Raw genomic sequence first — 18,871 nt, forward strand, 5'->3', positions numbered from 1 at the left:
CTAGTCCTCCTTAAAGAATTTCTTTTGTAATACTGTTACGAGAATAACGATAATCATCAGAACTACTGCCATCGCAGAACCCAGACCGACTTTACCATATTTAAAGGCAATATCAACGGTTTGGATGACAAATGTTTTACTTCCGTTCGATCCACCAGTCATGATATATGGAATTTCGAAAGAAGAAAGTGCTCCACTAATCGCTAAAATCAAGTTAAGTTCTATAATTCTACGAATACTCGGCATGATAATATATCTAAATTGATGCCATTTATTCGCACCATCAATATCTGCAGCTTCGTAAACTTCTTTTGGTATCGAAGAAATGGCTCCTAGGAAAATAATGAAGTTAAAGCCCATATATCTCCATACAGACGTTCCAGCTAATGAAATATTAATAACATCTGGATTACCTAACCAATGTGTTATTAGCGTTCCTAAGCCTAGCGCATTCATAACAGTATCTAATGTTCCTTCAGGTCTAAAGAAAAACAGGAACATAAACCCAATTGCAACACCATTAAGTAAGTAAGGGAAAAACAATACACCTTTAAAAAGGTTTTTAAAACGAACATTAAATGTAAGGATCGTTGCAAAATATAAAGCAAGCCCCATTTGAACAAATGTAGCAAAGAAATAATATAAACTTACTTTAAATACAACAAAGTAATCTGGGTCTGTAAAAATTGTCAGATAATTTTCAAAGCCAACAAAACCTTTGTCACTAAATCCGTTCCAATCTGTAAAACTATAATAAAACATATTTGCTACCGGTACATATGCAAAGGTTACTAATAACGCAACCGGGACAAGGGAGAAAAGAATGATAATGACCCTTCTTTGCGCATCATACGATAGATTTGAGAATTTGAACACGAACTACACCTCCCGGTAATAATGAACAATGATGATATTTGGTAAAAGCAGTTTAGTCTTTCTTAAAGCAGTCCTTTTTCAATAAACCACTCATTAATAAAAGGTGATGTCCACCTTTAATTAATGAGTGGTTTGTGATATAGAGACTTATTATTTTCTCATGCTCACTCACTAATTTTGGCTTAATAACGAGTAAAGGATAAGAAAAGTGCAAAATTTGCACTTTTCTATCTTTCACACTTTGACACAGGTTTGTCTTACTCGTACTCACCCATGATTTTGATTCTTGCTTCATTCCAATCAGCATTTAGTTCTTTATTGATATCCTCATACGTTTCGTCTGTATTACCAATAGCAGATTCAATCATACGTTTTTTCTTATCTTCAAGCCATAAACCAACTTCTGATTCTTTATCGATTTGGTCAAGTAATCCTTCTTGTCCTTCTTTTGCAGGATCAAGTAAAGAGAATACTACACCTTGTTCTTCGTATACTGCTAACTCTTCTGGAAGTGGAACACTCTTAGAAGCACTAATACCACCAGCTTGTTCTACAGCATATCCAGAATCATGAATGAACCAATCAACCCAAGCAAGAGCCGCATCTTTATGTTCACTGTGTTTGTTAACAGCAATTTGTAAATCAGCACCTAAAGGAAAAATAACTTTTTCCGCATCAGTCGGGAAAGGCATGTAACCAATATCATCTGGGTTTTCTGATACACCTTTAATTTGGTCAACAGCCCATGATCCTAATACCATTGTTGCAATTTTACCTTTACCCATTAACTCTTTAGATAATTCCCAATCAGTTGTTAGTGGATCTTCTTCAATTAAGCCTGCTTTAGCAACATCATACATAACTTTGTAAAGTTCGTATTCTGGTTTACCTGGCGTTAATGGATCTGGCTCGTTAATCAATGTTTGATTATAATAAGCAGCATCACCAGCAACAGTCGCTACAGCACCTTGCCATTGCGTTAAAGGCCATCCAGCAGCATAGTTCGTGTACAATGGAACAGCATCCGTATTGTCTTTAACTTTTTGTAAAGCTGTCATAAATTCGTCAATTGTTCTTGGGGTTTTTTCAATTCCCGCTTCTTCAAATACTTTCTTATTGTAAACGACACCAGTATAGGTAATCGCAATCGGAATACCATAAACTGTTCCTTCAACAGCTCTTTCTTCAACACCCATGTATTCCTTTTCCATCTCATCAAGTTTACCAAGTGGCTCGAAGAAGTTTGGAACATCTTCAATCGGAACTTGCGGAGCCATTAATAATACATCACCATAATCCTCTGTATTCATACGAGGTGTGATCTGTCCGCCGTAATCTGTTAAAGCTTCGAATTTCACGTCAACATTTGGATAAGTTTTTTGAAATTCTTTCGCATATTCTGGGAAAACTGTATCCACGATATCAGTACGTTGAGTAATAAATGTAATTTCCCCTTCAATCTCTTTTGGATCTTTATCTTTCCAACTTACATCTGCCTCTTTGTTACCCTCATCCTTTTTCTCACCTTCATTAGCTGATGAGCAACCAGTTAGAGCAGCTAGAACTACAAGTACCATTACCATAAATAAGCTAAGTAATTTACTTTTTTTCATTTTGTTTGACCCCTCTCTTTATTCCTATTTTAAGTTACCGTAAAGGTTACAAGTTAATTGTAATTTGGTAACGCTTTCTTGTCAATAACTTTTCGACATTTTTTATGTTTTCGACTATTTTTTATCTTTCCTACTACTTTAGTCACAATTTTATTAAAAAAGCCCTTTCATTTTCAAGTGTTTTTTCAACATTAAATGACTTTAAAGCAGGAAGGATAACATAAATAACCAGAACGAAATGTATCGTTGGTGTTATAGTCCAAATGACTTAACTACCTTAATTATTATAATAAACCAACCTTGTTAAATAAACAACAGTAAAGTTAACGTTAAGTTAATAAAATTTTCCCACTTTACTTTTTAAACTTAACACATGATAAAAGAAATCAATTGTTCGCTAAGATCATCATCTCACGAACTTCATTTCATTCTACGAATATACCCTTTGTCATGCTCTTTACACTTATATAGATAGGTAATTTAACTTGTTTTCACTTAAAGATGTTAGTATAAAGGTAACTAGGAATGGAGCAAGAGTTATATAGTTTATCCTTTCCTGTCAGTAGAGAGGTATGCGCACCTATTTAAAAAATCACAAACATTTATGTGAACCTTTTGTCTCTTGTTTGAGCGGTCATAACTTAAATCACCAAAAGGATATCTTTAACGTTTTAAATTTAGCCCTTCAAACCCTACCTGCAAAAAAGCAAGGCTACTCAACGATGGATTGCTCCATATTGAAAGCCTTGCCCTATCTATGACCATATTCATAAATTCAAACTTACCTATTTCTTCTACTCTTCTTTCATTAACTTAGCCAAAGATAGAATAACTCCTAGTCCATATAAAAACGGTCCAAAAATAACAAAAAAGGCAAAGTTATAACCCGCTCCAAGATACAGAAGGATAAAGACCATAATCAACGCTACAGATTGAATAGGATTTCTGATGATCGCGACAAACGCATGCATATTTGCCATTTTTACATTCATTTTTTTGAAACTTACATAGATTGTACTATACGTTATCATCAATAAAGCCATTACTAACATATAGATGAATAAAATCAGCAATATAAGTGTGAAGGCATTGGTACTTATCGTCACAAAAAACAGACACGTATAAAGCAGGATGAAAATAATCGTATAAAGAAAGGATGGCAGCCGATGACTTTTGTAGGTTTCATAATATTCTCTGAAAAGTTCCTTTACCTCTTTGCTCTTTTCTTCATCTTCACCTTTATTAATATCATGGAGCACTAAAAAAAGTGCACTTAGAGTCGGTACTAGGCTGTAAACAACTAGCCCTTTTATCAAATATAGCCAGAAATACAAACTTACTTGGAAATATTTATACACGTATTGAAATAACATCATTGTTTTACTATTCATTTTATCCCTCTACCTGGTTGCTATTTTCCCATAGCTTATTATTTTTTTAAGCGCTAGCACCGAATAGCTATATATAAACTGGTTCTTACCCCAAAATGAGTATAACAATATAGATCCAGTATTCGTAAAATGCCAAACTATATAGCTAATCTTCGTGATTTCCGCTTAATCTGTTCCTATTATACTAATCATAACCAACTTATCAGGGATGGTCAAAACAATGAGAAGCATATCGCTAATAGCAAACCCTAAATTGAGTAAAAAAATAAAACAAGGCAGCTATTTACCCTGTTTTTACTTTCTTAACCGAATTCCTATAGACAATTTTCCCTTTAACTAATACACGTCCAAACGATTTATTTTGATCCTTTATTTTTTCCAACATAAAGTTAACAGCATTATTAGCCATTTCTTCGATATCTACTTCAACTGTTGTTAATCCAGGCTCTGTTATTGTTGCATACACATCGTTATCGAAGCTAACCACCGAACAGTCATCAGGTACGTTAAGCCCTAGCTTAGTTAGCTTGTGAACTAAATTATGAGCAACTTGATCACAATTGCACACAAATGCAGTTGGGAGCTTATCAGGGATTTGAATATCAATATACACGCCATCTTCATCACGGTCATTAAGAACATAGTCATTGTTTAGAACAATATTATGTTCAAGCAATGATTTATAATAACCTAAGAAGCGATCCTGAATACTGCTAGTAGAGTATAAATTTCCTACATAGGCAATATCATAGTGACCATTATGAAAAAGGTAATTCGTGATTTCATAAGCTCCATAAAAATTATCTGTAATGACTGAATCTATATCCGCATGATCATCATAGAAATCAAGAAAAACCTTAGGAAGCTCGATACTTTGTATTTTTTCAATATATTGTTTGCTAATTTGCCCAAGAATGATGAAGCCATCTACCTTGTTTTCATTATAGATCCTTGGGAGGGAAAGCATTTTTTCATCTTCATTATTTAATATATGAAGAATGCCATAATATCCATGATTCTCTAACACTTTTGTAATGCTTTGGTAAACATTTAAATAAAAGGATTGAGCCATTCCTGCAAATCGCTCTGGAATGATTACCCCAATGTTGTAGGATAATCCTTCTTTCATAGACTTAGCCATCGCATTATAGCGATAGCCCATTTCCTCAGCAAGGTTCTTAATTTTTATTTTCAGCTCGTCACTCACACCATCTTTATCATTAAGTGCTTTTGATACAGTTACACTACTCACACCTAATCGATCGGCTATATCTCTCATGGTCACATTATTTTTCATTATCATTTCCTCCGAGCCAATCTTTAATAATGAAACTGATATGTTTTTACTAGTAAACTATTCTACACGAAAAACATATCAGCCCTAATAATAGCCTTATTTATTAACACTCTTCAGTAATTCTTGATTTTTCTCTATAAGCTCTTTACGCTGCTTTGCACAGTCAAGTGAACGGAATGGATCTTCCGGCGTATTGAATGTATAATCGACTAATTTATCTACAGTTGTTGTTGCAACGTGAACACGTGTGTCGCTTGATGCATAATAAATAAATACATCATTATTTTCATTTACAACTGCACCGTTACAGAAGATAACATTCGATACATCACCAACACGTTCGTTGTCATAAGGCGCAATAAAGTGTCCACCAGGTGTTGCAATGACTTTAGAAGGATCATCTAAGCTAGTAGCTAGAGTATAAAGAACATAGCGTAATCCAGCTGCAGTATTTCTTACACCGTGTGCAATGTGAATCCAACCTTTATCAGTTTTGATTGGAGCTGGCCCTTGGCCATTTTTAACTTCATAAATTGTATGATAACGCTTTTCATGCATAACTTTTTCATCATTTACAACAGGATTTAAAATATCATCACATAATGCAAATGCAATTCCTCCACCAGATCCAGTTGAGATAAAGCCATCTTGTGGACGAGTGTAAAATGCATACTTACCGTCAACAAATTCAGGATGAAGGACAACATTACGTTGTTGTGGTGATGGTGTTTGAATGTTTGGAAGACGATCCCATTTTTTCAAGTCCTTTGTGCGAACTAATCCAGCTTGTGCAATCGCACTAGATGTATCAAAAGCTGGAGCATCAGGGTCTTTACTTTCTGAACAGTAAATACCATAAATCCAACCATCTTGGTGCTGAACTAAACGCATATCATAAATATTCGTTTCACCTTCATCAATATCTTCCCAAGTTAATGGCGTATCAATGAATCTAAAGTTATCAATACCATTGTCACTTTCGACGATTGCAAAAATCGATTTACGATCCAATCCTTCTGTACGGACAACAAGATAATATTTACCATTTAAGTAGATAGCACCTGGGTTAAATGCTGCATTGATACCCAAACGCTCCATGAAATGTGGATTTGTATCTTTGTTTAAATCAAAACGCCAATGTACAGGAACATGGTGACGAGTAACAACTGGGTTTTCATAACGGTCATATACTCCGTTATAAAAGTCAGCCTTCTTCTCATTTTTTTTACTTAATAGTTCATTTTGTTTCTCTGCTAATTCAAAGTATTTTTCATGTATCATTATTTTCCAATCCTCTCTATCATTTCTAAACAGAATCTTGAATTATGGTAAGGTGTTTTCCACGGTTCTCCAACCGCTCTTTCAGTCGGTTTACCATCAGGTTCAACAGACCAATACCATTCTCCACCTTCACGGTGATCAACGATATTCTTTTCTGTATACAACCATAACCCATCAATAATTGACAAAAACTGATCATCATTTGTCCGTTCATATGCATTTTGGAACCCAACAATTGCTTCAGCTTGAACCCACCAAATTTTCGTTGCATCTATTTCTTCGCCATGTTGTTCATTTGCAAGAGATCCATCCTCTAAAATTCCAGATTTAGCAATATTGTAGGCAATATCGATGACCATTTTGTCATAACGTTCATCTTCAACACCTAACGCTTTAAGTGCATCATCAATCAACCAGCTTGCTTCAATATCATGTCCGAATGATTTTATATCAAGCAAGGAATTCCATTGCTTATCAAAAAACACATTTAAGAATTTCGTCTCTTTGTCATAAATTTTCTCATAGAATATTTCCACTAAATTAGTTAAGCGATCTTTAACTAATTCTGTAGGTGATGCCTTATATAAATTTGTATAAGCTTCTAACACATGAAGATGTGTGTTTGTTGTAATTTCAGCAATGACACCATTTTCACTTAGCTTTTCATTAGGAAGTTCATTCCATTCGCGATCAAATTCCTCTTTATAGGCATTGAATTGTTTATCAAACCCTTTTGTTTCCATTAGGTCAAAAATTTTATTAGCTAACGTTAATGCATCTTCGTTGTTAGTAATTCGATAATATTCACTTAATGCATAAACACCAAATGATTGAGTATAGACATGTTTTTGTGACTCGACAGGGTTTCCTTTGAAATCTACTAGCCAAAATAACCCTTCATGTTCATGGTCATAAACTTTCTCAGCTAAAAATCTATATGCTTGGTGTGCACATTCTAGATACTCAGGTTTTTTTGTAATCCGATAAGCAGCTGAAAATGACCACAAAAAGCGTGAAACAGCTATTCCACCTTTATCTGCTTCTTTATCAATGGTTAAATCATAGTTAACCCTGCCATAGAACCCACCATTTTCCTGGTCCTTAAGCTTTACCCAAAAAGGTAAAATATGATTTAACAAATGAGATTCAAGTTCATTTTTTAGTTTACTCAAATCAATAACCTCCAACAATTAGTTTACCGATAACTTAAATATTATGTTACTTTCTAACTTCAGTTTTGTCAATTAATTTTAAAGCGTTTCCAACTAATTGTTAGCTATTTTGCCTAAGAAATACTTAAGCAATACTAGAAAACTTTAAATGTTGTAGTGGAAAGGAACATGTTTATAGAAGATGGCTTCGATCTGAATACTGAAAATTGATAAAAATGAAGTTAGTTTTCATGCAGTTTTTTAGCGTTGTATGTTAGGTTTGTTGATTAAGAATGAGTTGGAGTTAGAACAAGAAGGTTCACGGTAAATTAGAGCTATATATGATGGATTATTGATTGCGGAAATCTACTGGATTAAAGCACTTATTATACTGATTTATCCATATATAAGTCTCTTTTCGTTTTGTTACTTTGTGGGTTACTATGTACTTTGCTTTAATTAGTAAGTAAAAATCCAGGGGCCGATTTTTACTGGGGATTAAGCAACAAACTAGTATGAAATGAATGATTGGGAGATCTACCGGATTAAAGCACTTATTATACTGATTCAGCTATATTTAGAGCTCTTTTCGTTTTGTTACTTTGCGGTTTACTATGCACTTTGCTTTAATTAGTTAGTAAAAATCCAAGGGGCGATTTTTACTGGGGATTAAGCAACAAACTAGTATGAAATGAATGATTGGGAGATCTACCGGATTAAAGCACTTATTATACTGATTCAGCTATATTTAGAGCTCTTTTCGTTTTGTTACTTTGTGGGTTACTATGCACTTTGGCTTTAATTAGTTAGTAAAAATCCAAGGGCCGATTTTTACTCGGGATTAAGCAACAAACTAGTATGAAATGAATGATTGGGAGATCTACCGGATTAAAGCACTTATTATACTGATTCAGCTATATTTAGAGCTCTTTTCGTTTTGTTACTTTGTGGGTTACTATGCACTTTGGCTTTAATTAGTTAGTAAAAATCCAGGGGGTGATTTTTACTGGGGATTAAGCAACAAACTAGTATGAAATGAATGTTTGGGAGATCTACCGGATTAAAGCACTTATTATACTGATTCAGCTATATTTAGAGCTCTTTTCGTTTTGTTACTTTGTGGGTTACTATGCACTTTGGCTTTAATTAGTTAGTAAAAATCCAAGGGCCGATTTTTTACTGGGTTTTGGAGCACATTACTTTTTAGAAAAGAGCTTAATCCACAAAGGAAATCTTACTTTCCTTTGCAGATTCTTTTTTACTCAACATAAAAGTACTCACTACCCTTTACTACACCATTAACAATAATCGATAACTTATGTTTTCCTGGATAATGTTTCCTTGTTGTTAAGTTTTTAAAGGAATGCTTTTTTTCATATAACTTTATTTCTCTAGGATTAATAGTTGTTTCTGTCACTTTAAATATTTTAGAAGAATGCTTACCGTTTGCTTTCACAAATTCAATGGCATATTCGATTCTTACCTTATTAGATTTCAAGTGATCATTTGATGTCAGTTGAAAGGAAAAGGTGATTGATTCTCCAATACAGATCGAGTCTGTTACTTGTATTTCTGTAATATCAATATAAGGATTCCCTGGAAAGCCGATTAATTCTAGTGCTTGTTGATTCCCTCGCCTCATTAAGGTCCTTAACCCTCTTTTGATAATCCAGTTTGTTTCTTCATTTACTCCATACCAGTCTTTCGCAAGATCGAGTACCAAAGTTGGATGGTCTCTAGAAATATCATTTAAATTATTTGCGACACTTTTTCGAACGTATAAAGATTGGTCTTCTTTAAGGTTTTCTAAAATCGGGATTATTGGTAGTGGGTCCTGTTTAAGGGTTGTTAAAATCACTCCCCATGGCAGCCTCGGTCTAGAACCTTCACTCGCTAGTCTTCTGACATGTTCATTAGAATGAGTACTCCATTCTAAAAATTGATTGATCATTTTATCCTGGTCTTTCATAACAAACGGTCTAACTGCGAACTCTGAAGTCGACAATGATGTGAAATACTCAAGTGCTGAAACTGATTCATCCCAATCATTAAGTCCATAAACCTCTACATAATCCGGAAAAATAATACCAGCCAACCCACCCTGAAACTGAGGAGCTACTTTCTTTAATAACGCTAGTACATCACTATAGTCCATTGGCAATGTTTGATGAAGAGAGGTAGTAATATGTCTCACTCGTTGCTTGAGCGCTAACTCTGACCACTTATCATCATAAATTAATTCCAGAAATACACCATCTTTAAACATTGGGTATTCTTGTTTAAAGACCTTTGAAAGTTGATGAATGAAGTCCTGGTTAAATACATTTCTAAGTTCTTCTGCCATATTTTCCACCTCCTTTTATTTTAAGGTAATTTTAGCAACGATTGTTATTGATCAGAACTACCTTCATGTTCATTCGTCTATTGATCACCCATCGTCATCACCTGATTCGTTTTCCTCCACATAATGCTTTAACATAGACATTTTGTTGTCCCAAAATTGTTCATAAAAGGAGAGCCATTGCTTAAGTTCGAGTAATGTATCTGGCTTGAGTTTATACCTGACCTCTCTACCTACTTTCTCTACACTTAAGAGATTTGATTCCGAGAGAATACGAAGATGTTTTGATACTGCTGTACGGCTCATCGGGAAATGCTTACTTATAACTGTTACAGGTAATTCCTCGTTAGCTAAAAGTTTAAGCATTTGGCGTCTTGAAGGATCAGCAATCGCTTGAAATACATCGTATTTTTGAACATCAGACATTACTCCTCAACAACTTTGCGGAGGCGCTCTAAAACAATTCCGTCCCAGCCATTGTTCATTCGCTCTCTGATAACCGCAACCTTTTCTCCAGCTTGTCCAACGATTTCATCAGGAGCACCCCAGCCAGAGTGAATGAGTGTAAATTCTGTTTTTCCCTCTAGTTCCTTTAACAGAAACGTTACTTGCCAACCAAACGTTCCCCAAGTAAAAGAAAGACCAGTCGGAGGATTGTATTCTACTACTTTACAAGGTGATTTCTCAAATGGAGATTGAATAGTAAATTCATGGCCAACTTTTCCTTGAAAATCATTTGGCATAAACCACTGCTCAATCCCTTCTGAAGTGGAAACTGCTTGCCAGACCTTTTCGATTGGTGCTTGAAAAACTGTTGTTTTACGAATTTCTGGTACGTTACCTTGCTGATTTGTTTGCATCATTACATCTCCAGTTCTTTTGGTTATATGTCAATCTTGTATTTACTCTAATCTAGATTTGACCTTCTAACCATTGAATAATATCATCGATTACTTCTTGTTTATTTAGTTCATTAAGCAATTCATGGCGTCCCTCTTTATAAAACCTATAGTCTATTTGGTCAATTCCACACTTTTTAAATTGCTTGATAACGCCAATAACTCCTTTTGTGTAGTTTCCAACAGGGTCTTGATTTCCACTTATAAAATAGAATGGTAACTTCTTTTCTATTCTTTTCACTTCGTTATCGTTATGTATGATGTCTAATCCTAATAATAAATCATAAAAAAATCCGGTTGTTGAAACATATCCACAATGTGGATCTTTAATATATTTTTGAATCTCCTGCTGATCTCGTGTTAACCAATCAAAGTCAGTTTCAACCTTAGGTATCTTCTTATTATAACTTCCAAAGGTAAGTTTATTCATTAATAGACTTTCCGTTCGGTTTCCCAACTTTCTCATTTGAGATTGTGCTAGTTTTTGTCCAACCTTCCCCATCAATCCTGGATTTCCACCTGTCCCAGAGAGGATCACACCATTTACACGGCCGTGAAAGCGTTGTACAAAACGCCTTACAATAAACGAGCCCATACTATGTCCCATTAAAAAGATTGGCGAATCTGGATATTGTTTATGGATAAACTCATTTATTTCATTTAAATCATCAACCACTCGCTCAAATCCATTATCATCAGCAAAAAATCCTAACAGGCCGTTTTTCTCTCCCGTTTTCCCATGACCTCGATGATCATGACCATAAACAAAAATCCCTTCTGCTACTAAAGCCTGTGCAAAGCTATGATAACGAAGGATATGCTCCGCCATTCCGTGTGATAATTGTAAAATCGCTTTAGGTGGTGTCGATACATCAAACCATTTATGTACAAACACATCATGCTGATCAGACATTGTCAGCCATAAGTCTTGTTCCATCTTAAGCATCTCCTAAAAGAATAGATTCGGATAATCCCATTTTAGTATACTTTTCTTCTAATTCGAGACAATTTTTAAAAAAGCTTCTTCTACACCTATTGACATTATGTAGCAGAAACCTCTTCTCTTATTATCAAAAACTCAGTTAACCTCTTCCCATAGTTCTTTTTTAGAGGTTGTGATGGCTTCAGCCCCTGCTGCCAGTGCCTCTTCAACTTCTTTTGATGACCGGATCAGTCCCCCTGCTAAGATTTTTATGTTCGTTCGATCCTTTACCTCCTTAATCATCCATGGCATTGAACCTGGTAGAACTTCAATATAGTCAGGCTTCGTTTTTTTCACTAATCGATAGCTTCTTTCAAGTGCGTGGGAATCAATTAGAAACATTCTTTGGATTGCAAGAACGCCTTTTTGTTTTGCTTTTAAGATGACACTTGATTTTGTTGAGATAAGTCCATATGGATCAAATTCTTGGCAAATATATTCTGTCGCATACTCATCATTTTTCAAACCATGAATTAGGTCTACATGGTAAATGATTTTTTTGTTGTATTGATTTGCAAGCTTATGGATATTAACCAACTGAGATATATGAGTTTCCAGAAACACTCCAATCTGATATTGACTTGTTAGGAATGTTTCAAATTGTTTAATAGAAGTAAATGCGGGTAAAATTTTTTGCATATATTCACCTTATTTCTCTTGATTACTTTTGAAAACTAGCAGAACGTTTATCTACTTTACATTAACGTTTATGGCCATTAATGTGTATGGCTCCCTTTTGCAGGATTCGTAATAACAAACTCCTCTTTTGGAACATAAAAATACTGAATCCATACGCCATCTAAGAAGTCATTGTCTCTTTCTAACAAAATATCAATACCCTTATCTGTTTTAACAATTTCATCTTTTTCAGTTGGGGTATCTAGCTTGATATCATAGTGTGCATGGTCGCCATGTTGATGTGTTACAAATACACGAATCATTTTCCCTTCAGCATCCTCACTACTAATCATCTTTTGTAAAACCTTTGCTGCATTTCGATTTATTTTACAATTCATTGTTATATCCTCTTTTCTAGTTGAATTAGATTTTTAGATGCTTTATTACTATTCGTTATTAAAGAAATCGCTCTTCATTGATAGATTAGTCAAAGAAATGGAAATAAATTCAACTATTCGTCATAATGAGGGTAAACGTCATACAACTACGCTTGAGATTTATCGATAACTTCCTTTGCAATTAACTGATATGACTGTATTCTAGCTTCATAACTATGGGTAATTGTCAGGATCATCAATTCATCTGCTTTGTACAAAGCTTGTATATCAAGAAGCTGTTGTCGAACCTCTTGTGGATTACCAATGATTAATTTCGATTTCATCTGATTTACTAAGTCTATGTCAGTGCTTGTAAATGGATAATTTTCAGCTTCAACTGGTGTTGTTATTCCAGAAACATGTTCACCCTTTGCAGCTTTCAGTTTCCATAAAAGATAACTTAATGCTAGCTTTTCGGCAAGTTCTGTTGTTTCAGCACAAACTACATCAATTGCTATCATTGACTTTGGTTTACTCAGGTTACCTGAACTTTTAAAATTGTCCCGATATAGTTCTACTATATTCGATCCATCACTTTCACTCATGAAGTCTGCATAGGCATAAGCTACACCATTTTCAGCAGCTAACAATGCACTCTTTTTGCTTGTCCCAAGAATCCATGGTTCCGGAGCTTTTGGAGGTAAAGGTGATGCCTTTATTTTTGAAAACATATGATCCGAAGGAAAGCTGTTGTTAAAAAAGTTCAAGAGCTCCTTTACCGAGTCAGGATACTTCCTAACCTGCTCCAAAAAGGTAGCAGATAAAGCTAATGTCGCTTCCGCGGATCCACCAGGAGATCGGCCAATGCCAATATCAATGCGATCAGGAAAAAGAGTTGCTAACATATTATGAGTCTCCGCAACTTTATAAGGCTGATAATGTGGAAGTAATACAGCCCCAGAACCAATGCGAATTCTTTCAGTCTTTGAACCAATATAGCTTAACAACACTTCAGGTGCCGAGCAGGCAAGTCCAGATAAATCGTGATGTTCGGCAATCCAATAACGTGAGTATCCATATTTCTCAGCGATCTGAGCTAGGGCAATGGACGCTTCTAGTGCGTCTTTAGCTGTCTTACGAGAGGAGATTGGTGCTTGATCCAGTATACTTAATTTCACAATAATCACCTTCCAAAATCGTACGAATCGATTAACCTGATTAAGAACCTTGTCTTGAACGAATTGAAATGAAATTGTGTGTAGCCTACCACTAGACATCATGCCCCGAAAATACTCTATATAAAAGTTTCAGCTAATAATGTATACATATTCTGTTTTGCATCGATATCATAAAGGTTACTTAAGATCATAAATTCATCTGTTTGATAACGTTCACTTAGTTTTTGGATTTTATCCTTCACAATTTCAGGCGTTCCTACAATCATTCTTTTTCTATTTTCTTGTATTTTTTTCTTATCTGCTATTGAGAGTGACTTGCTTTTGGCCTCTTCAAAGGAGACAATCCGTGTATCTTCTCCTTTTTCAACGGCTAGAAGCCAAAGATCTTGACTCAGAGCCAGTTGCTCTGCCATCTCTTGAGTTTGAGCACATATGATAAAGATACATATATTTACTTTTGGTTTTTCAAGTACTTCGGATGCTACATAATTGTTCAAATAATAATCAATTGCTTGTGTACCATGTGTTGGGTTTATAAAATGTCCATATGTAAAAGCAATTCCGTTTTCTGCTGCAACTCTAGCGCCTCTAGGAGTAACTCCTAACTGCCACATCTCAGGAATCGTATTTATTTTTGGATAAGCAATGACATGATGATATGGATGTTCTTTAGGTAATTCGCCCATTAAATACCCCTTTAGATCTTTAACCTGCCTCGGAAAATCGTTCATACTTTTTCTTACACCATCAGTTAAGGCCAATCTTGTAGAAGGTGAACCACCTGGTGAACGACCAATACCTAAATCGATACGGTTCGGATTAATGGCTTCTAACACTTTAAAGTTTTCAGCAATTTTGTAGGGACTATATTGTGGAAGCAATACTCCTCCTGAACCAACACGTATTCTATTTGTACGAGCTGCTATATGGGATATCAAAATTTCCGGTGAAGAACCTGCTATCCCGTTCGTATTATGATGTTCTGCCACCCAAAATCTCGTATAGCCAAGCTCATCGGTCAACTGAGCTAATTCCACTGTATTTCGGAAAGCATCAGTAGCACTATCACCCTTACGAATAACAGATTGATCAAGAACGCTTAATCTCATTTCATTCCAACTTCCTCATGCCACAAAAATTTCAGATCTACATGTTACAGATCCTTTCGAAAAACAAATATACTTCTATATTATATAAGTTCACGTTACTAGTTATCCAATATACAATCTCACAAAACATGAGTTGAAGAAATTCCCCGACCTACTATTTCCCTTTCCAACTTATTAAGTTAGACTCTAAAATGTTGAATGAGTTTGAATGCAGGGGATTGGATGGTTTGAATATTCTCAAGGATAAAGGTTATTGAAACCTTTTAAAATTTCAATAACCTGCTACAAGAGATTATTTCATAAATCGTTTAATTCGTTTTAATCCATTTTTTGCATTAGGATAGCGTAAACCAATATCAAAGCGATTTGTTTGTTTTAGAACACTTTTGTAATGAGAAAAGGTTACAAAGCTTGATTCGCCATGGTAGCTACCAATTCCACTTTCACCTACGCCACCAAATGGTAAATAAGGTGTGGCGATATGCATCAATGTATCATTCACACAGCCTCCACCAAAAGAAAGATGATCAATGACGCTTTTTTCAATCTGTTCGTTCGTTGTGAACAGATAAAGCGCCAAAGGCTTCGGTCTATCCGTTACAAACTGAATAACGTCTTGTATATCTTCATACTCAATAATCGGTAGAACTGGACCGAAGATCTCTTCTGTCATAACAGGTACTTCCATATTTCTTGGAACTAGTAACGTTGGTCCAAGTTTCCGTTTATTTTCATCATACTGACCACCAAACAAAATCTTACCATCAGATAAATAATTCTTAACTCTATTAAAATGTCGGTCATTCACTATCTTCGGATAATCATCATTCTCTATTGGATTGTCACCATAAAAATCACCGACAACTTTTTGTAACTCTTCAATGAGACGAGCCCGAATATCTTTATGTACGTATAAATAATCAGGGGCAATACATGTTTGCCCGGCATTCGTCCATTTTCCAAAGGCTATACGTTTCGCCGCAAGCTCTAAATTAGCAGTATGATCAATGATACATGGGCTTTTCCCTCCTAGCTCCAGGGTTACGGGTATCAATTGCTTAGCAGCAGCTTGCATGACAATTTTCCCAACAGGGACACTACCAGTAAAGAAGATATAATCAAATGGTTGTTCTAATAAATGACTGGTTGTTTCAACCCCTCCCTCTAACACCTTAATATAGGCTGGGTCAAACACATCATTGATTAAGCGAGCTAACAAATGAGATGTAGTGGGTGTTAATTCTGACGGCTTTAAGATTGCTGTATTTCCCGCTGCAATTGCTCCAATCAACGGTGCTAGCTGCAATTGAAACGGATAATTCCAAGGAGCAATAATCAACGTTACCCCGTATGGTTCAGCAATCTTATAACCCTTCGACCCAATATGAGTCATTGCTGTCTTAACCTTTTCCCGCTTCATCCACTTATCTAGATTTTTAAGTGTATATCGAATTTCATCCAATAAAAAGCCTATTTCAGTGAGATATGCTTCTGTTTTTGATTTATTTAAATCGATTCTTAAAGCCTCACAAACAGCTTCCTCATTTACGCGGATTTGTTCCGCAAGTGTTTCTAACATTTTAACTCTAAACGCTTTTGATTTTGTTTTGCCACTAGAAAAGAAATTCTTCTGACTTTGAACATTATTTGTAACTGAATCAATTGAATACTCTATTATAGGGTGTTGATTCAATGAAATACCTCCCAAATATACCTTCTATACATAATATCCTTACATAAAAAGCTGATTTCCTGTCACACTAAGGAAACAACAAATTTTATTAATATAGCTCTTGTAACTATACCAAGGATTTATCTAAGGAGGAAATCATGAACCCTCATATTAAATTAGAATTATCATTATTTAACGAGTTTTTTTTGTCTTTATTGTTAACAACCTGTTTGGGTATTTATTGTTTAAAATCCTTTGAGACATTTCCACGGCTTCCTTTTATATGTGCTCCAATAGGACTTGCTATCATTATTGCTTGTTGGGAACATAAGAAAAACCAATGGATTATTTTTATAATAGGGTTATTATTTACTACTGTTTTATGGTCTATTGTCTTTAATTGGTCCTCATTTTTTTAACAGGATCTATTCTAAAATTTGTTATACTAAGACCTAATACCACAACAGCATTGGCACATTCATTTGGCCTAATGCTGTATGTGATTTTTCTTCTCTTTTGTTCATCTACTTTTTCTGCACTAACCATTCGGCAACAATAGTCGCCTCTTCCTTTGAAATAACAGCAGCTGGCATACCATTTTTCCCATTATTAATAATATCCTCTATTGCACTTTGATCATATTTTGAGCCAATCTTATCTAATGCTGGTCCTGCTCCCCCTTGTAAGTTTTCTCCATGACAAGTTAGACAATTTTCATTTACAATCTCCTCAGGATTACTAACAGAAGCAGTGTCACCAGACCTTGCTGGTTCCGTACCTTGAGGGACTTCATAGAAAAATAGTAAAAATACCAAAGTACCTGTTAGAATAATATTCATACCAAGCATAATCAATGTTTTTTTCTCCATATAAAGAACCTCCAAAATTAGTAGTTAAAAGGGCCATTTTCAAATACCACTTTATAATCCAAATCACGTTTAACTATGAAGAAGAAGAATAACTACAATAATATAATAGCTGTAATGGTTACAGTTTCCCCTGAAAGTAACGTATTGATTAACGATAATTATTGCCAAATAAAAAAAGAACCATTAAGCCGCATGATAATGGCTCTAAATGGTTCTTTTTATTCTAGTTATCGCTCTTTAGTTCTTTCTGTTTTTCTTCTAATTCAAATTCTTCTGTTACCTCATTTACTATCCCCTTTGTTGAGTTTTTGAACTCTTTTAAGGTTTGGCCGACAGCTCTTCCTAATTGTGGTAGTTTGGCCGGTCCGAAAATGATTAAAGCTATAATTAAAATTAATATTAATCCTGGGACACCGATATTTGGCATGAGTTTTCCTCCTAAGAGCATTTATTTTTTGTTAAAAGACCAGGCAGAAATCGCGATACTTATTTCGAATAAAAGTAATAACGGAATGATAATCAGAATATCAGAGATAAAATCCGGAGGTGATAGTAACACACCAACTACCACTAATAAAAAATAAGCTACCTTCCTCATTTTCCTTAATGAATTTGGATCGACTATCCCCATCTTGGTTAGAAATAGGATAATAACAGGCATTTCAAAAACAATTCCAACAGGGATGATTAAATTAAACATAAAGGTGAAGTATTGGTTCATTCCATATGTTTCTGTTGCACCTACCGATTGATTGATAGCTGACATAAAATTCAACATTAACGGAAATAAAATAAAATAACTGAAACTTACACCAGCAAGAAACAAGAGAAAGGAAATCGGTATATATTTAAACGTACCCTTCATTTCTTCACTTGACATCCCTGGTTTTACAAACAACCAAATTTGGTGCAATGCTATAGGTAATGTAAGAAGAATGGCAATCATAATTGCACACTTAAAGTATATGAGAATACCATCAGTAAAACCAAAGACATTCCAATCCACATTTACAGCAGTAGGTTGCAATTTAATTAAGTTTAGTAACTTGGATGCAACACTAAACCCCATACCAAGAAACCCAATAAAGGTTCCCGCAATAATAATGATTCGTTTCCTTAACTCTGTTAAATGTTCGACAAGCGTGTATTCTTGTTCCATGTTTCTTAACCACCTATTTTTCATATAAAGTTCGCCTTAACTATTTCAATGGTATTAG

At 34.9% G+C, this 18,871-nt stretch carries 18 protein-coding genes; all 18 read right to left on the reverse strand.

Annotated elements, in window-relative coordinates; genetic code table 11:
- Entirely contained in the window at nt 1-876 is an 876-nt protein-coding gene (locus tag AC6CHR_RS17790; RefSeq protein WP_498250348.1) for a carbohydrate ABC transporter permease, read from the reverse strand.
- 257 nt (nt 877-1,133) lie between these two features.
- A complete protein-coding gene (locus AC6CHR_RS17795) occupies nt 1,134-2,489 on the reverse strand; it encodes an ABC transporter substrate-binding protein (protein ID WP_498250349.1) in 1,356 nt (451 codons plus the stop codon).
- 794 nt (nt 2,490-3,283) lie between these two features.
- Nucleotides 3,284-3,880, reverse strand: a complete 597-nt coding sequence (locus AC6CHR_RS17800; RefSeq protein ID WP_498250350.1) for a DUF624 domain-containing protein — start codon at nt 3,878-3,880, stop codon at nt 3,284-3,286.
- 283 nt (nt 3,881-4,163) lie between these two features.
- Complete coding sequence (locus AC6CHR_RS17805) at nt 4,164-5,177, reverse strand: substrate-binding domain-containing protein (RefSeq protein WP_498250351.1); 1,014 nt, start codon at nt 5,175-5,177, stop codon at nt 4,164-4,166.
- Nucleotides 5,178-5,273: 96 nt separating this feature from the next.
- Entirely contained in the window at nt 5,274-6,458 is a 1,185-nt protein-coding gene (locus AC6CHR_RS17810) for a glycoside hydrolase family 130 protein (RefSeq protein ID WP_498250352.1), read from the reverse strand.
- Nucleotides 6,458-7,630: an AGE family epimerase/isomerase gene (locus AC6CHR_RS17815; protein WP_498250353.1), complete on the reverse strand. Its 1,173-nt coding sequence runs from the start codon at nt 7,628-7,630 to the stop codon at nt 6,458-6,460. The genes AC6CHR_RS17810 and AC6CHR_RS17815 overlap by 1 nt, the downstream gene beginning before the upstream one ends.
- 1,237 nt (nt 7,631-8,867) lie before the next feature.
- A complete protein-coding gene (locus AC6CHR_RS17820) occupies nt 8,868-9,953 on the reverse strand; it encodes a DNA alkylation repair protein (protein WP_498250354.1) in 1,086 nt (361 codons plus the stop codon).
- A gap of 84 nt (nt 9,954-10,037) precedes the next feature.
- The gene (locus tag AC6CHR_RS17825; RefSeq protein ID WP_498250355.1) at nt 10,038-10,376 is read right to left on the reverse strand and encodes an ArsR/SmtB family transcription factor; all 339 of its coding nucleotides are present in this window, start codon (nt 10,374-10,376) and stop codon (nt 10,038-10,040) included.
- The gene (locus AC6CHR_RS17830; RefSeq protein ID WP_498250356.1) at nt 10,376-10,810 is read right to left on the reverse strand and encodes an SRPBCC family protein; all 435 of its coding nucleotides are present in this window, start codon (nt 10,808-10,810) and stop codon (nt 10,376-10,378) included. The genes AC6CHR_RS17825 and AC6CHR_RS17830 overlap by 1 nt, the downstream gene beginning before the upstream one ends.
- A 52-nt stretch (nt 10,811-10,862) precedes the next feature.
- A complete protein-coding gene (locus tag AC6CHR_RS17835; protein ID WP_498250357.1) occupies nt 10,863-11,786 on the reverse strand; it encodes an alpha/beta hydrolase in 924 nt (307 codons plus the stop codon).
- Nucleotides 11,787-11,927: 141 nt separating this feature from the next.
- Nucleotides 11,928-12,470, reverse strand: coding sequence for a glycerol-3-phosphate responsive antiterminator (locus AC6CHR_RS17840; RefSeq protein WP_498250358.1), 543 nt, complete (start codon nt 12,468-12,470; stop codon nt 11,928-11,930).
- A gap of 77 nt (nt 12,471-12,547) precedes the next feature.
- Nucleotides 12,548-12,847 (reverse strand): iron-sulfur cluster assembly accessory protein, encoded by a 300-nt coding sequence (locus AC6CHR_RS17845; RefSeq protein WP_498250359.1) that lies wholly within the window; start codon nt 12,845-12,847, stop codon nt 12,548-12,550.
- Between the two features lie 146 nt (nt 12,848-12,993).
- Entirely contained in the window at nt 12,994-14,004 is a 1,011-nt protein-coding gene (locus AC6CHR_RS17850; RefSeq protein WP_498250360.1) for an LLM class flavin-dependent oxidoreductase, read from the reverse strand.
- Nucleotides 14,005-14,120: 116 nt separating this feature from the next.
- Entirely contained in the window at nt 14,121-15,113 is a 993-nt protein-coding gene (locus AC6CHR_RS17855) for an LLM class flavin-dependent oxidoreductase (protein ID WP_498250361.1), read from the reverse strand.
- Between the two features lie 292 nt (nt 15,114-15,405).
- Nucleotides 15,406-16,806 carry an aldehyde dehydrogenase gene (locus AC6CHR_RS17860; protein WP_498250362.1) on the reverse strand — a complete coding sequence of 467 codons (1,401 nt, stop codon included), beginning with the start codon at nt 16,804-16,806 and terminating at the stop codon, nt 15,406-15,408.
- A 503-nt stretch (nt 16,807-17,309) separates the two neighbouring features.
- The gene (locus AC6CHR_RS17865; protein WP_498250363.1) at nt 17,310-17,654 is read right to left on the reverse strand and encodes a c-type cytochrome; all 345 of its coding nucleotides are present in this window, start codon (nt 17,652-17,654) and stop codon (nt 17,310-17,312) included.
- A gap of 223 nt (nt 17,655-17,877) precedes the next feature.
- Nucleotides 17,878-18,081 carry a twin-arginine translocase TatA/TatE family subunit gene (gene tatA / locus AC6CHR_RS17870; protein ID WP_498250364.1) on the reverse strand — a complete coding sequence of 68 codons (204 nt, stop codon included), beginning with the start codon at nt 18,079-18,081 and terminating at the stop codon, nt 17,878-17,880.
- A gap of 21 nt (nt 18,082-18,102) precedes the next feature.
- Complete coding sequence (gene tatC, locus AC6CHR_RS17875) at nt 18,103-18,813, reverse strand: twin-arginine translocase subunit TatC (protein ID WP_498250365.1); 711 nt, start codon at nt 18,811-18,813, stop codon at nt 18,103-18,105.
- Nucleotides 18,814-18,871: the final 58 nt, after the last annotated feature.

This window comes from Metabacillus sp. GQ13 (genome assembly GCF_059758525.1).